Genomic DNA, 19,675 nt, shown 5'->3' on the forward strand with positions numbered 1-19,675 from the left:
ACTTGCGCATAACAGCAGTTGACTAGCGGATAAGTAGCTCCTATTTGAATATGGTTGTTTCATGAAAGCGCTATAATATTTCTCCCCAATTTCTAAACTTATTATTGTAACCACCTAAAAAGTATGCTAGTATACAAGTATGCAAGGCGAAGTTAATGATAAAAAGTAAAAAAGTCCAATCTTCAGTAAAGCCGGATGGTAAGAGACTCCTGCCAAGTACTTGAAAGGCATTGTATATCTTATCAACCAAACTTAAACAATAGATATGGACTGTTAGAATATCAATATTGTCTTTTAACTATATTTTTAAGTGCTATGAGGTGATCGTTTTGTTGCAAAAATTTGAAGTGTTAAGTGAAATGCACAAAGGCTACGCGGTAGCTGTTATCCGCGGAAAGAATAAAGAAGATGCCGTTGAAATCTCAAAGAATGCATTCAAAGGCGGGATTCGCTCTCTTGAGGTCACATTCACGACCCCTGGTGCGGAAGAGGCCATCCGTGAATTGTCCCAATTAGGGGAATCGCAGATGATCGTCGGGGCTGGGACAGTCTTAGATGCAGCAACAGCTAGAATTGCCATCCTAAACGGAGCTCGTTACATTGTGAGCCCGCATTTTGATAAAGAAATATCTTTAATGTGTAATCGTTATGCGGTGCCTTACTTACCAGGCTGCGGCTCCGTCACCGAAATTATGGAGGCGCTCACTTACGGTTCAGACGTCGTTAAACTATTCCCGGGAAGCTTAATGGGACCATCCTTTATAAAAGATGTTAAAGGCCCGATTCCCCATGCACAGTTAATGCCATCAGGCGGCGTTAGTATCGGCAATGTCGACCAATGGATGAAAAACGGTGCGTTTGCTGTTGGAATGGGCAGTGCGCTTACAAAAGGTGTTACCAACGGAGATTACAGTTCGGTTGAACGGACAGCCCGCGAGTTCATGGATCGTATTGAATCCATAAAAGCCGTTCAATAATTCGGTAGGGTTGTACTATTCACTCCATCACGAAAGGAAGTTAGGTATGGGAGCATTTATTCATGATGATTTCATGTTAAACAATCAGACAGCTAGAGAGTTATATCATCAATATGCCGAAAACATGCCGATATACGATTATCATTGTCACCTCTCACCAAAGGAAATTGCGGAAAACCGCAAGTTTAACAATATAACCGAACTTTGGCTTTCAGGCGATCATTACAAGTGGAGAGCGTTAAGGGCACATGGGGTAGATGAACGTTATATTACCGGAGATGCCAGCGATAAAGAAAAATTTGAAGCATGGGCTAAAACGGTACCTTACACGCTCGGAAATGCCCTTTATCATTGGACTCACCTTGAATTGAAAAAGTATTTCGGTATGGAAGAGTTATTGAGTGAAGATAACTGGGAAAAAATCTGGGACCACTGTAATGAACTACTAAAGCAGGATGATTATTCTGTTCAAGGTTTAATCAAACGTTCCAACGTCAAGGTAATCTGTACAACAGACGATCCAACGGATGACCTTTACTATCATGAGCAAATTGCCAAGCAGGACTTCCCTGTGAAAGTATTGCCGACCTTCCGTCCGGATAAAGGCTTGGAAATTAATAAAGATACCTTTGTTCCATTTGTACAATTACTTGAAAAGGTGACAACTAGGAAAATCACTACATTTGATGAATACCTCCAGGCACTTGAAGAAAGAGTGGAGTATTTCCATCAAAAGGGCGGCAGAATTTCTGATCATGGATTAGGACAAATTCCATTTGCTGAGTATGATCCAAGCGAGCTGGATGCCATTCTTACAGCAGGAAGAAACGGTCAGAAAGTAAGCTTTGATGATGAAATGAAATTTAAGACAGCTATTATGATTTTCCTTGCGAAATGTTACAAGAAACGTGATTGGGCGATGCAAATCCACTTTGGGGCGATACGGAATAACAATTCTCGTATGTTCAAAAAGTTAGGACCGGATGCGGGTTACGACTCAATCAATGACCAAGGGGAAGTGGCGGCACCATTGAATGCTCTGCTGGATGCCTGTGATCGGGAAAATCAGCTGCCAAAAACGATTCTGTATAATTTGAACCCTATCTATAATGATTTGGTTGGAAGTACGATACAGAACTTCCAAACAGAGCCTGGTATCCCAGGTAAAATTCAATTCGGTTCTGGCTGGTGGTTTAATGATACAAAACCGGGAATGATTCGTCAGTTGACAGCTTTAGCCGATCAGGGACTACTGATGCACTTTGTCGGGATGCTAACCGATTCCCGCAGCTTTATCTCTTACAGCCGTCATGAATACTTCCGCCGTATCCTTTGTAATTTAATCGGTTCTTGGGTTGAAGAAGGGGAACTTCCAGATGACCAAGCCCTGTTGAAAAAGCTGGTGGAGAATATTTGTTTTAACAACGCAAAAAACTACTTTACTATCGAATTAAACAATTAGGAGGAACTTAACATGGAAATGTCTTTTCGCTGGTACGGCAAAACTGATTCTATTTCACTTGAGTATATTCGTCAAATCCCTGGAATGAAAGGGATTGTCACCGCTATTTATGATATCCCGGTCGGTGAAGCTTGGCCTTTGGATAAAATTGAAGAATTAAAAAATACGGTGGAACAAGCTGGTTTAAGAATCTCGGTCATTGAGAGCGTACCAGTTCATGAAGATATTAAAATCGGTCTTCCAACTCGTGATAAATATATTGAAAACTATAAAGAAACACTCCGCAATCTTGGCAAAGCTGGAATTCCGGTGGTCTGCTATAACTTTATGCCAATCTTTGACTGGACCCGTACAGATTTAGAATACCGTCTTCCAGATGGTTCAACCGCCCTTATTTTTGAAGAAGAAGTGGCAAAGAAAATGGATCCGCTGACAGGCGAACTGTCCCTTCCAGGTTGGGATTCCAGCTATAAGAAAGAAGACTTGCAAGTTCTATTTGACCACTATAAAAATGTGGACCATGAAAAACTGTGGGAAAATCTTGGATACTTTATTAAAGAGATTATCCCTGTTGCTGAAGAGGCTGGCGTAAAAATGGCCATCCACCCAGATGATCCGCCATTCGACATTTTTGGACTGCCACGCGTCATTACAAACAAAGAAAATCTTGAAAGATTTATTAACCTTTACGACAGCCCGTATAATGGCTTGACCATGTGCAGTGGTTCACTTGGTTCTAATCCTGATAATGATTTTCCAGAAATGCTTCGCTATTTCGGTAAAAAAGGCCGGGTAAACTTTGTTCATGCCCGCAACGTGAAGCTGACCGGAGGCATGTCATTCGAGGAATCTGCTCATCTGTCCAGCGCGGGCTCCATTGATATGTACGAAGTGATTCGTGCTATGGCTGACTTTGACTATACTGGTCCAATCCGCCCAGACCATGGAAGAATGATTTGGGGAGAAACTGGAAAACCGGGTTACGGATTATTTGACCGTGCATTGGGTGCAACCTATCTTAATGGTTTATGGGAAGCGGAACAAAAAAATAGAAAATAATAGCTAACTTAGAGGAGGCAGAATCATGACAGTTCCATTTAAAGTAGATTTAACGGGGAAAGTAGCCGTTGTAACTGGAGGCGGCGGAGTATTAGGCTCTTATTTTGCAAAAGCTTTGGCAGAGTGTGGTGCAAAAGTAGCAATCTTGGATTTAAATCAAGAGCCTGCTGACAATGTAGCAAATGAAATTAAAGCGGCTGGCGGAACAGCCATTGGTGTTGCAGCTAACGTTTTAGACCGAGAAGCTTTGGAACAAGCCAGAGAAATTGTTGAAAAAGAACTTGGCACATGTGACATTCTTCTAAATGGTGCCGGCGGAAATAATCCGCGCGGAACGACTGATGATGAATTTTACAATGCAGAAACAGTGAAGAAAAATCCAGAACTAAAAACCTTCTTTGAACTGGATCCAAAGGGAGTTGGCTTTGTATTTGACTTGAACTTCCTTGGCACACTGCTTCCTTCTCAAGTATTTGCTAAGGGTATGCTCGAGAAAGAAGGCTGCAGCATTATCAATGTATCATCGATGAATGCTTACACACCTTTAACTAAAATTCCTGCATATAGCGGAGCAAAAGCTGCCATCAGTAACTTTACCCAGTGGCTGGCTACTTATTTTGCCAAAGCTGGCATCCGTGTCAATGCCATTGCACCAGGCTTCTTAGTAACTAAACAAAACGAAAAGTTACTGTTTAACGAAGATGGAACACCAACGGCAAGAACAGGAAAAATCCTTAACAGCACACCAATGGAGCGGTTTGGTGAGCCGGAAGAATTAATTGGCGGCTTATTGTTCCTTGCCAGCCAAGAAGCGGCAAGCTTTGTGACAGGCGTTGTTCTTCCAATCGATGGCGGATTCTCATCTTACACGGGAGTGTAATAGAAAATATCTCAAATAGTAAGGTTGCTAGTCCAACTATGTTGGATTAGCAGCCTTAAAATTTATTTTCCGGCAACGTTGTTTGAGCTCAAAAAAAGAGGTGTGATCAATGAAAAATGAGATTACGGATTTTCAAAAAACAAAAGAGTTATTAGTGTGTGTGGATTCTGACGGCTGCGCCATGGATACGATGGATGTCAAACATTATAAATGTTTTGGCCCGGAGGCCGTAAAGATATGGAACCTCCATTCAATCGAGGAACTGTTCTTGAAAGTCTGGAATGAGATCAATTTATATACAAAAACAAGAGGCATCAACCGCTTTAAAGGGGTAGTGACCACATTTGAAGCCCTTGAGGCAGAAGGCATTTCTATGCCGGACATCTCTTCTTTTAAAAAGTGGACAGAAACCACACCGGAATTATCTAATCCTGCCCTTGAGCGGGAAATTGAAAAAACCAATGATCCACAGCTAAAGCAGGCACTTGAATGGAGCTATGCGGTGAATCGGGCCATTGGACAATTATCTGGAGAAGACCATCCGTTTGAAGGAGCAAGGGAAGGCCTTGAGGCGGCAGCTAGGGTAGCTGATGTGGCGATTGTCTCGTCGGCCAATGGCGGAGCAGTTTTAGACGAATGGACAAGACATGAGCTGGCTCCTCATGTGTCTGTTATGCTTGGTCAAGAAGCTGGGACCAAGGCACATTGTATTGCAGAATTGAAGAAGTTCAGCTATGAAAATACCCATGTCCTCATGGTCGGAGACGCCCCTGGGGATTTGGATGCGGCCGATAAGAACGGAGTGCTTTATTATCCAATCCTGGTTGGCAAAGAAAAGTTCTCTTGGGAACGCTTTAGGAAAGAAGCTCTTGGCAAATTATTGGATGGCAGTTTTGCCGGTGCCTATCAGCAGCAATTAATTGATGAATTTAATAATAACTTGAAATAATTGTGTGGAGTGATCACCATGAAACCAAGAATCGCAAAAAATGTAACAATGCCAAAAGTGGATCTAAAAGCGAAACCATATAACCTCAATGATGAGGATATCCAATGGGTGAAGAATGCCATTTCCGGGATGACCGTTGAAGAAAAAATTGGCCAATTATTCATTAATCTATTCTTCTTTGGCGGCGATCAATTCAGCGGCAATAACTTGACCAATGCAGAAATCATTAACAAATATCATATTGGCGGTGCCCGTTATCAAGGGGGCACATCAGAGCAAGTGCAGGATTTAATCAACGAACTACAATCTAGCTCCAAAATTCCTTTATTAGTGGCAGCCAACTGTGATTCAGGCGGAAATGGCGCTATGAATGATGGTACCTATGTTGCCAAAGCGGCAATGTGCGAAGCTTCAGGAGATGAGCAAGTCTCATTTGATGCAGGTTATGTAAGCGGCCGTGAAGAAGAGGCCATCGGGGTAAACTGGAACTTTGACCCCTGCGTCGATATTTTGAAAAACTGGAGAAATACCATTGTTAACACACGAGCTTACGGCACGAATGCCGAAACAGTTAACAAACATACCAATGCCTACATTAAAGGACTAAGGGAAAGCAATATCGGGGTGTGTATTAAACACTGGCCCGGTGATGGAGTAGAAGAGCGCGACCATCATTTAGTCTTGGGCGTCAATGATTTACCAGTAGAAGAATGGGAAGAATCATTCGGTAAGGTCTATCGCAACCACATTGAAAATGGAGTCCATTCGATTATGGCTGGCCATATTGCTCTGCCTGAGTATCAAAAACTTCTGGCTCCAGAGCTTGAAGATAAAGATATCTTACCAGCAACCCTTGCACCGGAGTTAATTAATGGCCTGTTAAAAGGGAAGTTAGGCTTTAACGGCTTGGTGGTTACGGATGCCACCCATATGTTGGGAATGAGCTCTGCGATGCGCCGAGAGGATTATGTGCCGCAAGCCATCGCAGCGGGTTGTGATATGTTCCTATTCTTCAATGATATTGAGGAAGACTATAACTTTATGTTAAACGGCTATAAAAAAGGCGTGATTACAGAAGAACGCCTGCAAGATGCATTGGAGAGAATTTTAGGGCTGAAGGCAGCAATCGGCCTTCATAAGGCTCAAAAAGAAGGAACATTATTGCGGTCAAAAGAAGACCTTAAAGTAATCGGCTGTGAAGACCATATTAACCGTGCCAAAGAAGCAGCTGAAAAGGGAATTACGTTAGTGAAAAACACATTTGATGAGTTGCCAATCCGCCCTGAAACCCATAAACGGATTCGCCTGTATTTCTTGGAAGGTGAAAAAGGCGGTATTTACGAGGCAAATTCAAAAGTCCTTGATTATATTAAGGCTGAGCTAGAACGACGCGGTTTTGAGGTAACAGTGAATGACGGTACAACCCGTATTAAAGGATCCACCCTAAAATACCGTGAAGAAGTCGATGCAGCGCTTGTTTTTGCTGATATTATTGGCTATGGGGCGCAAAACAACTATCGCATCCAATGGAAGACAGCCATGAGTAATGAAGTTCCTTGGTATGTTCATGAAGTACCGACTGTGTTTGTATCATTAAACTTTACAACTCATTTAACCGATGTGCCTATGGTGAAATGTTATATTAATGCCTACAATGACGACGAAATAACGATTAGCAAAACGATTGATAAAATCATGGGCGAATCTGAATTCAAAGGAACGCCAAACGAAAACGTTTGGTGCAATAAATGGCAGACTAGATTATAAGATAAATAATAGCCTTTTGAGCGGTAAAAGAAACCAAAACAGCAATGATTCTTAATCAGCTGCTGTTTTGGTTTTACTGTATTCAGTAGGTGTAAGCGAGGTCCATTTTTTAAAAACCCGGCTGAAATAGTTCACATCACTAAAACCTGTCATAAAGGCGATATCCGTAATGGAGACATCACCTTGCTTCAGGTAAAACTTGGCCTCTTCGATACGTTTATGGTTGATAAAATCGATCACACTCATCGTTGTTTCGGCTTTAAATTTCCGCGACAAATGGGACGGATTCATCCCCAATTCTTTTGCAATGCTGGTTAATGTCAGCGGTTTTTCGAGATGAAAAGTGATATAGTTGACTGCTTTTTTTACGATCGGGCTTAAGTGTTGTGTTGAATAGGTTTTAACCATATCACAGTATTCCATCGTCATGACCGATAATAATTCTTTTAGATAAGGCAGGTTAGGGGCTCGTTCAATGAGTATGGCGAATTTCTCCGAAATCATATGAATTTGCACTGGATGTACTCCGCCGCGTTCAGCCGCAATCCGGCAAAGGGTATTGACGGTGAAGGAAATATTTTTTGCAGAACGGATTGGGCTTTCAGGTACCCGGTCAGCAAAGTTCAAAATACTGTTGGATGCATTTAAAACGGGAATAAGTTCTTCTTTGTTCCCTTTAGTTATGGCGTCCATTAATTTTTTTTCATAATGGTAACGTAGCTCAATCACTTCTTTCGTCTCATCAATGCTATACGGTTTGGGCTTTTGAACTTGATTCTGCTGAATCAGTTCAGTAGTAATGAGCTGGGAGTCAATATGGGGGTGCGAACAAAGATTGACGAGTAAATCCCCCAAACTATTGGAGTCGGTGCTGCTTAGGACGGTTAACCCATGATAAAATTCTTGAAGCTGTTTTCGATCACTGATAGGAAGTTTATTTTTAGAAATAATCGTGCGAATAAATTCGCTGGCGGGAATACTGGACAAAAACGGGCCGATTGAGATGGAACCTAGGAATTCCCCGTCCTTCCAAATGCCTGCTGCAATATATTCAAGCCCATAGGTATTGATATAGTAATAAAAACTATGGGGCGGGTGGTTCCTTAACGTTTGATTCATGATCCTGGGTTCTTCCTCATCTCCGGGAAATAACCAGGATACTTTGTTTTGAATCAGCTGAAAGACGACATGGCCGTCCGAATGAACAAATCTAGTATTGAGCTTAGTAAGCGAGTGTAAAAGTGTGCAGATCTTGGTAGCATCTTGGACCATTGCGGAACACTCCATTCAATTGATTGATACAAATAAAATGTAAAATATGTGCTAATAAACGCATATATGTACGATTGCTAGTATTTTCACTATATTATAATAAGAATAGATTTTCAACCATATCCCATTAAAAATGTATGCGCTTAGAATGTGTCTAGAGTAAAAGGAGGCAGAATCATGAGAAAGAAAATAAGTTTAAATCAGGGCTGGAAATTTATCAAACAAGATGAACCAAATGCAATGGATCAAACCTTCCATGATGAGAACTGGGAGACAGTCAATGTACCCCATACTTGGAATGCGATTGATGGCGCTAATGGCTTTGATTTCTATAAAGGTGCTTGCTGGTATCGGAAAGAGTTTACAGTTGAAACAAAAGATCAGGATAATAAAGTCTTTATTGAATTTAATGGGTCCAACAGTGTCACGGATGTATATGTAAATGGACGACATTTTGGCCAGCATAGAGGCGGATATTCAATTTTTCGTTTTGATATCACAGAGGCTGTAGAGTTTGGCAAGGAGAACCTCCTGGCTGTGAAAGTGGATAATACAGTTTTTGAAGATGTTTATCCGCAGATGGCGGACTTTACGTTTTATGGCGGCATCTACCGCGATGTGAATTTGATTATCGCTAACCCTGTCCATTTTGACTTATTGGACTACGGTTCACAGGGTATTTATCTGGTGCAGGATGAGGTTACGGAAGAATCAGCACGGTTGACAATCCGTACAAGAATCACGAATGATGAAAGTGAAGACAAAAAAGTTAGGCTATGGGCCGATGTTCTTGATGCAGGGGGAACTAGCGCTGCGTATGCCGCAAAAGAGGTTTTTCTGGCTCCTGGTGAAACAAAAGTGGTTGAAGTGCCGGCGATAATTGAATCCCCAACTTTATGGAATGGCAGAAAAAATGCCTATCTGTACCAGGCAAAGGTTTCTTTAACAAGCTTTAACGATACGATTGATGAAGTGCATATTCCATTTGGTGTCCGTTATTTTAAAGTCGATCCGGAGCAGGGTTTCTTTTTAAATGGTGAGCATCTTCCGTTGTATGGTGTTTCCAGACACCAAGACCGAAAAGATATGGGCTGGGCCATTACGAAAAATGAGCATAAAGAAGACATGGAATTTATTAAAGAAATTGGGGCGACATCCATCCGTTTGGCTCATTACCAGCATGATCAATTCTTCTATGATCTTTGTGACCAAGAAGGTATGGTCGTATGGGCGGAGATTCCCTTTATCTCTGTCATGTCCCAAACAGAGTTGGAAGGCATCAACCCTAAACAGCAGATGACGGAACTCATTCGCCAAAACTTCAACCACCCATCCATCATGTTCTGGGGCATCCAAAATGAAATCCAAATTGGCGGTGAGCGTCCGGAAGTCAGAAAACTTGTCAAAGAACTAAATGAGCTGACGAAGAAAGAAGACCCGACAAGATTAACCACCATGGCCAATGTGATGTTTGTCGAAGAAGATGATGAGTATAACTTCATTACAGACATTGTCGGATATAACAAATATTATGGCTGGTATACCGGAAAATCTGAAGACTTTGGGCCTTGGATGGACGGGTTCCATCAAACCAATCCGAATGTTGCTTTGGGAATTTCCGAGTACGGAGCAGAAGGGATTCTCCAGTATCATACGAATGATCCCAAGGTGAAAGATTATTCGGAAGAATACCATGCATTGTATCATGAAACGGTCTGGGGCATTTTTTCAAAACGGCCGTACCTATGGGCGACCTATGTATGGAACATGTTTGACTTTGGCGCCAATATCCGTGATGAAGGCGGCGTAAAGGGCCGCAACAACAAAGGTTTAATGACCTATGATCGTAAAATTAAAAAAGATGCTTTTTATATGTACAAAGCCAACTGGTCAGAAGAAAAGTTTGTTCATATCACAAGCAAGCGGTTTGTGGATAGACCGGAAAATGATATCACCATAAAAATTTATTCCAACTGTGATGCCGTCACTCTTTATGTAAATGGCCAGGAAACAGAAACGAAAACGAGTGATAATCATGTCTTCATTTTTGAAAATGTGTCTTTAAATGAAGGAATCAATGAGATAAAGGCTGTTTCCAGCCAAGATGGCGCAATCCTGGCGGACGTGGCCAGATTTAATAAGGTGGCCGAGCCTAACCCAAGTTACCAGGCTCCTGAAGCTGACACAGGCGGAATGGTTGCAAACTGGTTCACCATGCCAGATCTCAATGATGATGTGGAAATCGAAGAACTCACCATTACAGAAGATGTATATTCCACACGGGACACGGTTGAGAGATTGTTGCAAAACGAACAAGCAAAAGAAGTCCTTGAAAAATATTTAGGCAGCAAATTTGCTGACAGCCCATCATTTGGGATGATGAAATCAATGAAACTGGATGTGCTGGCAACAATGGCAGAGGATGTCTTAACGGACAAGGTGCTTTATCGATTAAACAGAGAATTGACAAAGATAAAAAAATAATTTAATCCTTAATACAAAAAAGACTTCCTTTGAAAATAAGAGGAAGTCTTTTAACCGGATTTAGACAAGTATGGATTGGGTGACTTGTGCCGTTTTCAACGTGAGTTTTGGCACCTCCAGAAATCGCTGGAGGGCTAAGGCACAGGCGCCCAAGATACAAGCTCTATCACCAAGTTCAGACAGGACAAGTTGGCAGTATTGGCTGACAGAAGAATGCAAATGACTCTCAATCAGCTCTACAGCATTCGGGAAGTTGGCCAATATTTCGCTGTTAATGACAATGGTTTCTGGATTGTATAAATTAATCACATTGTTAAGGCCAATCGATATATAGGGCAAAGTGCTGCTGATTTGATTCATAACAACCGAGTCTCTCTCGGTAATCAACTTCAGTACTTCTTTCCGTGTTAAGGCTTCCTTTCCTAATAAGGAAGACAGTTGTTTAATCATACTTGGCTCGGATGCATATAGTTCCCAGCAGCCTTTATTGCCGCAGCTGCATGGTCTACCATCTAACGACACGATCATATGTCCCATCTCACCAGCATAGCCATGATAACCGCGATGAATTTCCCCATCGACTATGATTCCTGCACCAATACCCGACGATAATATAATGTTGACGAGATTATTACTGGAGTGGAATTTAAACACTCGTTCTGCATAAGAAGACAGGTTAGCATTGTTTTCAATATAAATATCCAAATCAAGTTTATCTTTTAAGTCATGTTTAAGATTTCTATTACGCCAGCCGTATTTAGGAACGAAGTAAATACTTTCATCTTTGTTGACAGTTCCGTGTATACCGACCATGACACTAACTAGTCCGTAGCGGCTATTTAAGGATTTTTTTTGATGCCTTTTTACTTGTTTGATCAGCAGTTTGACAATGTCTTCGTAATCATGAGTGGATGGAATTTCGGTATAACTATGCACAGGGGTCCCTTGTAAATCAGCTAGGGTAAAATGAATTTCCTCGTAATCCAAATCGACTCCCAATGTATAGCCAGCATCCTGATTGATAGACAGCATAATGGGTTTTCTTCCTACATTATGATGCTCCATTTGTGTTTCGCTAACTAATCCTTCCTCTAGTAAATCACTCACCTGAGCAGAAATGGTAGCCTTATTGAGACCGGTAATTTTAGATAAATCCGCCCGTGAGATCATTCCGTGTTCGATGATTTTCTCAAGAATTATGCCTCTATTGATTTTTTTTATATAGGCACCATCACCTGTAACCACGATTATATCCCCCTAGATTAATCTTTAAAGCAGATTAAAATCATTTTTATTAAATCGTTGCGTTCCTCTATAGTTAATAACATTATAGCAGAAAGAACATCGCCAAACAGCTCTTACTAGTAGAAAAAAAGATAGCCAATCGCATTTGGCTATCTTCTTTCTGTTTTCTAGCACGTCTGTTTATAAAATTTAGGCATTTCTCTTTTCTGCTAAATCAATGGCAAGTTGTTCTGTACGTTTTTTGTTTAATGGATAAAGGAATACAATAATTAGGAACACAACCGCAAGTACGATGGCGGGAACTAGAGTGCCAAGCGTGTGAATACCGTGTAAGGTATCTGCTGTTTGAGCTTTCAGTGTTGGGTTGTAGCCAACTGCCGCGATAGCAGCGCCGCCAACACCACCTGCAACAGCCTGTCCGATTTTACGGGCCATGGAGTAGATGGAGTAAACTGTTCCATCTTCACGCAAACCAGTTAAATATTCATGATAATCAATTACGTCAGTAACGAAAGCCCAGATGACTAAGTTAAAGACACCATAACCAAGCATAGCGACTGTTAGTATAGAGATAAATTGTGTTGCATTCAGATTTGGAAGCAAGTATAGAACTCCATAAACAAGGGCAGCAACTAATAAACCGCCAGAAGCCACTTCTTTCTTACCAAATTTCTTAACTAACGGATTGATAAATGGCATAGCAACAAATACGGCGCAGGATTGTAGAAGACCGACCATACTTAATGCTTTTGCATTGGCAAAATAGTCTTTGAACAGATATACGTTTACTGCACCGATTAACATAAAGACAATCATGAAAGTTAATGAAGCAATAAGGAAAAAGATTAATGGTTTATTTTTACCAAGACCTTTCATTGTTTTGCCTAAGTTCATTTTTGGTTTTTCAGTATCATCTAAAGTAATACGTTCCACAGATAATTTATAACAAGCCATATAACAGGCAATGGCAAGAACTCCGAAAATGATCGCACCAAGCAAGAAATGGTTAGCATCTGCTTTATTGTCAACAAAAAGAATCATAGGTCCAACTACGTTAATAACGAGACCAGCTAATTGAGCACCTAATGTTCTCCAACTGGATAGTGTAGTACGTTCTACAGGATCACCAGTAATAACGGACGCCATAGAACCGTAAGGGATATTAACAGTAGAATACAATGTGCCCCAAAGAATATAAGTGACATATGCATAAGCAAGATAAAATCCGTGTGACATTCCAGGAATATGAACAAACATTAACACACCGGTAATGACAAGAGGAATCGACATCCTAAAAATCCAGGGTCTAAATTTTCCGTTTTTACCTGCTTTTCTTGTGTCAATAAAACGACCCCATGTGATATCAGCAAAAGCATCCCATAAACGAGCTGCTAAGAACAGTCCGCCGACAGCAGCCGGATTTAGATGGAAAACGTCTGTATAAAATACCATTAAGAACGATGCAACTAGAATAAAGAAGAAATCGTTTCCAAAATCACCGAATAAGTAGCCAAGTTTGTCTTTCATACCAAAAGGACGATGTTCAGAAGCTGGGGCAGCAGTAGTTGTTTTAATAGCAGGTTGACCCATTATATATACCTCCAATAAGAAAAATTAAATAATATGAAATCCCTTACAATAACAGTAAAAAAAATATATCATTTCATCTCGAGATAGAGTAATTAATTGGTTTAGCAAACAAACTAATTACTGTGAACATAGAATAACACCGCCCGTGTGAGAGCGTCAACATAATTTTTGAAAACGCTGCAAAAAAGTTTATACACTTTTGAACAAATTGTTACAAGCATTCTGTACATGGTTCTTTGGAACATATTTAGGGGCTTTCATTCAGGATAAAAATTGGCAATGTCCATATTGCATTTCTTACATGAAGCAGTTGAAAAATAGTCCTAAGAGGTGATCTCGAAGTGACTGTTATAACAACTTTTAGAGAAAAACGACGTGAAAAACAAATGAAGTATGAGCGATCGATACTTCGCGACCTTTCACTAAATAGATTGAAGGAAAGAGTCCAGCATTACTTCGGTTCCACGAGAATGTCGCAAAGCGTCATGATGAATGCAGGTGTGGAAGAGGCTTGTTACGATGTAGCCCTTGAAGCCTATTTATTAGGAGCAAAATTTAGTAAGTTTGGTTATCATGGGGAAGATATGGAGCAAGTTCGTATGCGCTGCTATCGAGAAGAAAAGCATCTTTCTGATACTTTATATAATTTCTTGCTGTTTTGGGGAAATGGAGAAGAAGGTGCCATGAGTGAATCATTATATTATCTATGTGAGCAATATGTATATGATTGGTGGCGGGAAGGCTACGAAAAAGGCCAACGGCGCCATAAACTTCGTCTCCACTAATCCAGCATAAAGAAGATTCCTGGTTCTATTTCCCTTCCTTGTCCCATATAGTTTAGTGAACAAGGGACGAGCGGGAGGGATTGATTGGGGTGCTGTCAAACAGGATAAAGATAATAGCTTTTGCGGTAGGGTTAACCGTGTTATTTTTCATATTACAATATGATTTTTCTGAAGACGACTCATGGAAAAATTGGAGTCTTCCTTTATCGGGGAAAATTATCTTGCTAGATGCTGGACATGGCGGACCGGATGGCGGCGCTGGACCAAAAGATGCATTAGAAAAGGATATAGCGCTAGATATTACATTAATGGTACGCGATTATCTGCAGGAGCAGGGTGCCTTGGTGGTTATGACGCGGGATACGGACACTGATTTGGCAGACTCTGGGACACGGGGGTACAGCCGCAGAAAAGTAGAGGATTTAAAAAAGCGGCTTGAAATGATCAATCAATCGGATAATGACCTTTTTGTCAGCATACACTTAAATGCGATTCCTTCAACTAGATGGAGCGGCGCCCAAACCTTCTATGCCCCGCATCATAAGGAGAACGCGCGGGCTGCCAAGTTTATTCAAGAGGAACTTCGAGAAAATTTAGGAAATACAAATAGAAAGGCAAAGCCGATCAACTCGGTATATATCCTCAAGCACGCGAAAAAGCCGGGGGTATTAGTTGAGGTAGGTTTCCTCTCAAATCCGCAGGAACGTGCAAATTTAAAAAAAGAATCCTATCAGGAAAAGATAGCTGAATCCATCTATCGCGGAATCAACCGATATTTTACTTATGAAAAAGAATTAAAGGATACAGATTAATGGAAGGCAGAACACACCTTCCATTTTTATTTTTAGGCTCTGTTATAATGTTGATTCCGTTTATTGGAGCGGAAATCAACGGCCAATTTTAACAGAGCATTTTATAAAAATAGAGCGGTGTGATTCATATAACAGGTTTCAAGGGTGTTTGTGATATACTAGGAGTTGGAAACGAATTCAAAAGGTGAGGTGTCTTTGCACATGATAACAGAATCACAGGTACGAGAGATTCTAGGGGGTCTCAAAGAACCATTTTTACATAAAACTCTGTCTGAGTTAAACGCCATTGAGGAAATTAAAATCAAACAAGAGAAAAACCACATAAGCGTGAAAATTGATATTGCGCGAACAGGCACCAGTGAACAGCTGCAATTGCAGACACAAGTGGTCAATTTATTGAAAGAAGCTGGTGCAGAATCGGTAGGCATTCGGTTTGGGGTACTGTCAGATGAAGTATTGGCAGCGAACCGGCAAGCAGAGCCAGAACAAGAAAAGAGCCTGCTTAATTCAAATAATACCACCTTCATCGCAATCGCCAGCGGTAAAGGCGGTGTAGGGAAGTCTACGGTATCGGTAAACCTCGCAGTGGCGTTGGCACGATTGGGTAAAAAAGTCGGGTTGATTGATGCGGATATATATGGCTTCAGTGTTCCTGATATGATGGGTATCACGAAACGCCCTGTTGTGCGCGGAGAAAAAATTATTCCGGTTGAACGTTTTGGGGTACAAGTCATCTCCATGGGGTTTTTCGTGGAAGATAATGCTCCAATCATTTGGCGCGGCCCAATGTTGGGTAAAATGTTAAACAGCTTCTTTAATGAGGTGGAGTGGGGAGAACTTGACTACTTGCTGCTCGATTTGCCTCCGGGAACAGGGGATGTCGCATTAGATGTTCATACCATGCTGCCAGCTTGTAAAGAAATTATTGTAACAACACCTCATCCAACAGCTGCGTTTGTTGCCGCCCGTGCCGGCGCCATGGCAGTTCGGACCAATCATGAGGTCCTTGGTGTTATTGAAAATATGGCTTATTTTGAGAGCAAGGCAACTGGAGAGAAAGAGTATGTGTTTGGCCGCGGCGGCGGTGATAAACTGGCTGAAGAATTAAATACCGAGGTTCTTGGACGGTTGCCGCTTGATCAACCTGATTGGAACGAAGAGGACTTTGCCCCATCGATTTATCAGGAAGACCATAAGCTGGGTAAAACCTACCTGAATATTGCTGAAAATGTAGTAAGCCGGCTAAATAAATAAGTTTTTGTTACAGACTGTCGACAATCCGATAAAAATCGGGTTTGTCGACAGTCTTTTTTTGCACCTTTTATGGGCTGTTAATTTGCGCTCCAGGCGTTTCCTTCCGCTTCAATCAGCAGGTTAACCAACTTAGATGACCTTTATATAGCCTTAATTCTGTTTAGCCTTTTTGGTGTCATCCTCGGACTAGCAAGTGATTTTATTAAGATTTAATAAGTCAATTTTAGCTCCCGGATTTTTCTCCCCCTGCTTTGGATTGTACTGTTTCTTTTGCAGCCTTTGTCAATATCTCTTCCAATTTAGCTCTAAACAAAGGACTATCAACTGTTTCCGTAATGACTTGCTGAAGATGTTCACGATATTCTTTGCTTTTTAAAGCATCCGTCATCTCTTTTTGAATTTCCGGTTCTTTAAAAACCTCAACCATCATGGCTCTATATTCAGGGTCGTTCATTAAATCCTTCAATAATTGTTGGTTCTCGGATTTCATGTTTTTTGCTACGCTTTGAGCGAATTTTGGATCACTAAAGGTTTTTTTCCAAAAGTCTGCTGCTGCATCAGATGTCAAGGTTTGTTGAATGGTGTCAGCCACAACCTGCTGATCCATCACCAATTTTTCTTTCACTCCATCACTGGTCATTACATCCTGGATGGCTTTTTTCCCGTCATCTGTTTTCAATATATCTACAACCATTTTCTTTGTCTGGTCATAATCCACTTGTCCACCACTAAGATCATTTGCATCGGGTGCGGAACAACTTATTAAAATCAGGGTAACAGACAGGAGAAGTGATATGTGTTTTAGATTCATGGATAGGCTCCTTTCACATAAAATCCTTAATTTTATAATGAAGAAAAATTAGGGAGATTATTCGTTCCTGGATGACGCAATTTATGGATTTTTCATACATGAGTTGATACAATCAGTATGGACTAATTATTCATTGGAGGTATATAGTGTGACAAGCCGCAATTTGGTGAGACTGTTTATAAATACATTATTAGTAGGCGGATTTACAGCAGCATTTGTCGGTTTCATCGTCCGCTGGGATGAATTTCAGCCGTATTTTGTCGAATTTAATCTAATAGATATTGCCTCCACATTCATTTGGCTATTTTTTATGGGGTTTCTTTTTAGCGCCATTAGCCAGATGGGATTTTTTGCGTATTTGACGATTCACCGTTTTGGACTTGGTATTTTTAAATCTGTTTCCCTTTGGAATGGGGTTCAAGTTGTTTTGATTCTCTTCTCGTTATTTGATTTGGTCTATTTACGGTACGAAAACTTTGCCAAATCAGGAGATTCGATTACGCCGTACCTTGTTCCGGCAATTGTCCTGCTAGCAGCGGGGGTAATAACGGGTTGGTTAAAAATGAAGCAAACCAACCGTCAGGCATTTATACCAGCCGTGTTTTTTATGGTAGTAGTAACGATTATCGAATGGGTCCCTGTTCTCAAGGTAAATGATCGAAACTGGTTTTATCTTATGGTTTTTTCCTTATTGATTTGTAATGCCTATCAATTACTAATTCTTCATAAACTAAATGTGAAATCGGAGCAAGAACGTCTGGCTAAAGCGAGTCAACAAGGAAGCAAACCTGCAACAAACACGAATAAAAAAGTCAAAAAACCGTCAGTTTAATCTGACGGTTTTTTTGTCGAAACATGTTTATTATCTGATTTCATTGGACTGTGCTTCCCCATTGGCAATCATCTCTGAGACAGTCACAATCTTTAAGTTTTTTTCACGTATATTTTGGATGATTTGCGGCAATGCTTTTGCCGTTTGTTTCGCAGAGTCAGAAGCATGAAGCAGAACGATATCTCCTTTTTCTGCCCTACTAGTGTTTTCGACAATCTTGTTTACACCCGGATTCTGCCAATCGTGTGAATCTAAGCTCCAATGAACCACGGTGTAGCCATAGCGCTTAGCGATCTTTATCGTCCGTTCATCAAAATGCCCAGTGGGTGCTCGCAGCAGCTTGATCTCTTTGACATTCAGCTTTTTAAAAACCTCTTGAGCCTTAGAAATGTCCTTGGCAATTTTGGCATCTTCTAAATCAGTATATTCTTCATAATTGTAACCGAGGAGTCCAATTTCATAGCCCTCTTTAACAATGCGGTTGACAAGATCTGGATGCTGTTCAGCCCAGGATCCTGATAAAAAGAAGGTAGCAGACTTCACATTTTCATTTTTTAATGTATCCAGTATTGGTTCTGCCTTTTCATCACCCCAGCCAATATTGAAGGTAAGTGCTACATTCTTTTCTCCTCGATAAATCGCTTTGGAGCTTTCCTTCATCGAAAAAACAGGAATTTGAGCCAGGTTTTCAATGTAAAGGAACCAAGCCGTAAAAAAAGCAGCAATCAATATTAAAGCGATGTTTTTCAATACCTTCCCGTTCAGCACAACAAAGAAATTCATCTTCTCCCACCTCGTCCAATCTATTCCTTGTCACATACATATGCAATCATTTGAAAAATATGTGATTATAAATTTTGCCAAAATGGAAAACAATACTACAACATACATTTTTCTTGGAGGTAATTTATGTTTGGGCTTCTAATCAACGAGAAGGAAGTAAAGGAAATGGAATACTTAATTAAAAGAGAACTCGATGAAATATTGTTTGATTTAAATGACGAACGAATTGATCATATTGTCAAAAGAGCAATGGAGGAAAGGTATAAAATTCTGTTTGCTTTATTTAGAAGGGTTGCATCACATCAGGAGTGTATGAAGTACATACGTAATGTTAAAAGGAGTATCAAAAAAAGTTAAAAAGTTTTCTTGAAATAGTGTTGACATATATTTAGTATCCTGATATATTAATAACCGTCGCTGATGACAAAAACAACTTCTTGAAAAATTGGTTGACAATTAAGTTGTCAGCATGTTATATTGTTAAAGTTGCTTTTGAGCGATAGATTGCTCTTTGAAAACTAAACAAACAAAACGTCAACAATAAAACATTCGTTTCTTACGAAACGAAGCCAACGTAAAATTTATGAGCTATATCAACTTTCTTGGAGAGTTTGATCCTGGCTCAGGACGAACGCTGGCGGCGTGCCTAATACATGCAAGTCGAGCGAATCATTAGGAGCTTGCTCCTGATGATTAGCGGCGGACGGGTGAGT

Annotated in this window: 17 protein-coding genes and 1 rRNA gene; 13 read left to right on the forward strand and 5 right to left on the reverse strand. The window is 40.7% G+C overall.

Annotation, left to right across the window (positions count from 1 at the left end; translation table 11 throughout):
- The first annotated feature begins 332 nt into the window (after positions 1-332).
- The 6 genes from BN2425_RS14635 to BN2425_RS14660 all read left to right on the forward strand — a co-directional run bounded on the left by BN2425_RS14635 (position 333) and on the right by BN2425_RS14660 (position 7,094).
- Positions 333-977 (forward strand): bifunctional 2-keto-4-hydroxyglutarate aldolase/2-keto-3-deoxy-6-phosphogluconate aldolase, encoded by a 645-nt coding sequence (locus BN2425_RS14635; RefSeq protein ID WP_042460834.1) that lies wholly within the window; start codon positions 333-335, stop codon positions 975-977.
- A gap of 46 nt (positions 978-1,023) precedes the next feature.
- A complete protein-coding gene (uxaC, locus tag BN2425_RS14640) occupies positions 1,024-2,439 on the forward strand; it encodes a glucuronate isomerase (RefSeq protein WP_042460837.1) in 1,416 nt (471 codons plus the stop codon).
- Between the two features lie 12 nt (positions 2,440-2,451).
- The gene (gene uxuA, locus BN2425_RS14645; RefSeq protein WP_042460840.1) at positions 2,452-3,498 is read left to right on the forward strand and encodes a mannonate dehydratase; all 1,047 of its coding nucleotides are present in this window, start codon (positions 2,452-2,454) and stop codon (positions 3,496-3,498) included.
- Between the two features lie 25 nt (positions 3,499-3,523).
- On the forward strand, positions 3,524-4,378 hold the full coding sequence (locus BN2425_RS14650) for an SDR family oxidoreductase (RefSeq protein WP_042460843.1): 855 nt from the start codon (positions 3,524-3,526) through the stop codon (positions 4,376-4,378).
- A gap of 109 nt (positions 4,379-4,487) precedes the next feature.
- Positions 4,488-5,327, forward strand: coding sequence for an HAD family hydrolase (locus BN2425_RS14655; RefSeq protein ID WP_042460846.1), 840 nt, complete (start codon positions 4,488-4,490; stop codon positions 5,325-5,327).
- An 18-nt stretch (positions 5,328-5,345) separates the two neighbouring features.
- Positions 5,346-7,094, forward strand: coding sequence for a glycoside hydrolase family 3 protein (locus tag BN2425_RS14660; RefSeq protein ID WP_235714644.1), 1,749 nt, complete (start codon positions 5,346-5,348; stop codon positions 7,092-7,094).
- Between the two features lie 51 nt (positions 7,095-7,145).
- Here BN2425_RS14660 and BN2425_RS14665 read toward each other — a convergent pair whose 3' ends face one another.
- Complete coding sequence (locus tag BN2425_RS14665) at positions 7,146-8,366, reverse strand: AraC family transcriptional regulator (RefSeq protein ID WP_235714645.1); 1,221 nt, start codon at positions 8,364-8,366, stop codon at positions 7,146-7,148.
- Positions 8,367-8,543: 177 nt separating this feature from the next.
- Here BN2425_RS14665 and BN2425_RS14670 point away from each other — a divergent pair, with 177 nt between their 5' ends.
- A complete protein-coding gene (locus tag BN2425_RS14670; RefSeq protein ID WP_042460852.1) occupies positions 8,544-10,850 on the forward strand; it encodes a glycoside hydrolase family 2 protein in 2,307 nt (768 codons plus the stop codon).
- Positions 10,851-10,910: 60 nt separating this feature from the next.
- Here the strand turns inward: BN2425_RS14670 and BN2425_RS14675 are convergent, their stop codons facing one another.
- The gene (locus BN2425_RS14675) at positions 10,911-12,095 is read right to left on the reverse strand and encodes an ROK family transcriptional regulator (protein ID WP_042460855.1); all 1,185 of its coding nucleotides are present in this window, start codon (positions 12,093-12,095) and stop codon (positions 10,911-10,913) included.
- Positions 12,096-12,284: 189 nt separating this feature from the next.
- Positions 12,285-13,685 carry an MFS transporter gene (locus BN2425_RS14680; RefSeq protein ID WP_042460858.1) on the reverse strand — a complete coding sequence of 467 codons (1,401 nt, stop codon included), beginning with the start codon at positions 13,683-13,685 and terminating at the stop codon, positions 12,285-12,287.
- Positions 13,686-14,026: 341 nt separating this feature from the next.
- On the opposite strand from BN2425_RS14680, the gene BN2425_RS14685 reads away from it, so the two are divergent.
- From BN2425_RS14685 to BN2425_RS14695, 3 genes are all read left to right on the forward strand, one after another.
- A complete protein-coding gene (locus BN2425_RS14685) occupies positions 14,027-14,470 on the forward strand; it encodes a YbaK family protein (RefSeq protein ID WP_042460861.1) in 444 nt (147 codons plus the stop codon).
- A gap of 92 nt (positions 14,471-14,562) precedes the next feature.
- On the forward strand, positions 14,563-15,282 hold the full coding sequence (gene cwlD, locus BN2425_RS14690) for an N-acetylmuramoyl-L-alanine amidase CwlD (RefSeq protein ID WP_042460879.1): 720 nt from the start codon (positions 14,563-14,565) through the stop codon (positions 15,280-15,282).
- A 201-nt stretch (positions 15,283-15,483) separates the two neighbouring features.
- The gene (locus BN2425_RS14695) at positions 15,484-16,536 is read left to right on the forward strand and encodes an Mrp/NBP35 family ATP-binding protein (RefSeq protein ID WP_042460864.1); all 1,053 of its coding nucleotides are present in this window, start codon (positions 15,484-15,486) and stop codon (positions 16,534-16,536) included.
- Between the two features lie 223 nt (positions 16,537-16,759).
- Here the strand turns inward: BN2425_RS14695 and gerD are convergent, their stop codons facing one another.
- Positions 16,760-17,347, reverse strand: a complete 588-nt coding sequence (gerD, locus tag BN2425_RS14700; protein ID WP_052352880.1) for a spore germination lipoprotein GerD — start codon at positions 17,345-17,347, stop codon at positions 16,760-16,762.
- Between the two features lie 148 nt (positions 17,348-17,495).
- On the opposite strand from gerD, the gene BN2425_RS14705 reads away from it, so the two are divergent.
- On the forward strand, positions 17,496-18,179 hold the full coding sequence (locus BN2425_RS14705; RefSeq protein ID WP_042460867.1) for a KinB-signaling pathway activation protein: 684 nt from the start codon (positions 17,496-17,498) through the stop codon (positions 18,177-18,179).
- Positions 18,180-18,209: 30 nt separating this feature from the next.
- Here BN2425_RS14705 and pdaB read toward each other — a convergent pair whose 3' ends face one another.
- Positions 18,210-18,962, reverse strand: coding sequence for a polysaccharide deacetylase family sporulation protein PdaB (pdaB, locus tag BN2425_RS14710; RefSeq protein WP_042460871.1), 753 nt, complete (start codon positions 18,960-18,962; stop codon positions 18,210-18,212).
- Between the two features lie 126 nt (positions 18,963-19,088).
- On the opposite strand from pdaB, the gene BN2425_RS14715 reads away from it, so the two are divergent.
- Both BN2425_RS14715 and BN2425_RS14720 read left to right on the forward strand, forming a co-directional pair.
- Positions 19,089-19,319 (forward strand): hypothetical protein, encoded by a 231-nt coding sequence (locus BN2425_RS14715; protein WP_042460874.1) that lies wholly within the window; start codon positions 19,089-19,091, stop codon positions 19,317-19,319.
- 242 nt (positions 19,320-19,561) lie between these two features.
- Positions 19,562-19,675 (forward strand): 16S ribosomal RNA (locus BN2425_RS14720); the annotation flags it as partial.

This window comes from Neobacillus dielmonensis, assembly GCF_000612665.1.
Lineage (GTDB): Bacteria > Bacillota > Bacilli > Bacillales > Cytobacillaceae > Neobacillus > Neobacillus dielmonensis.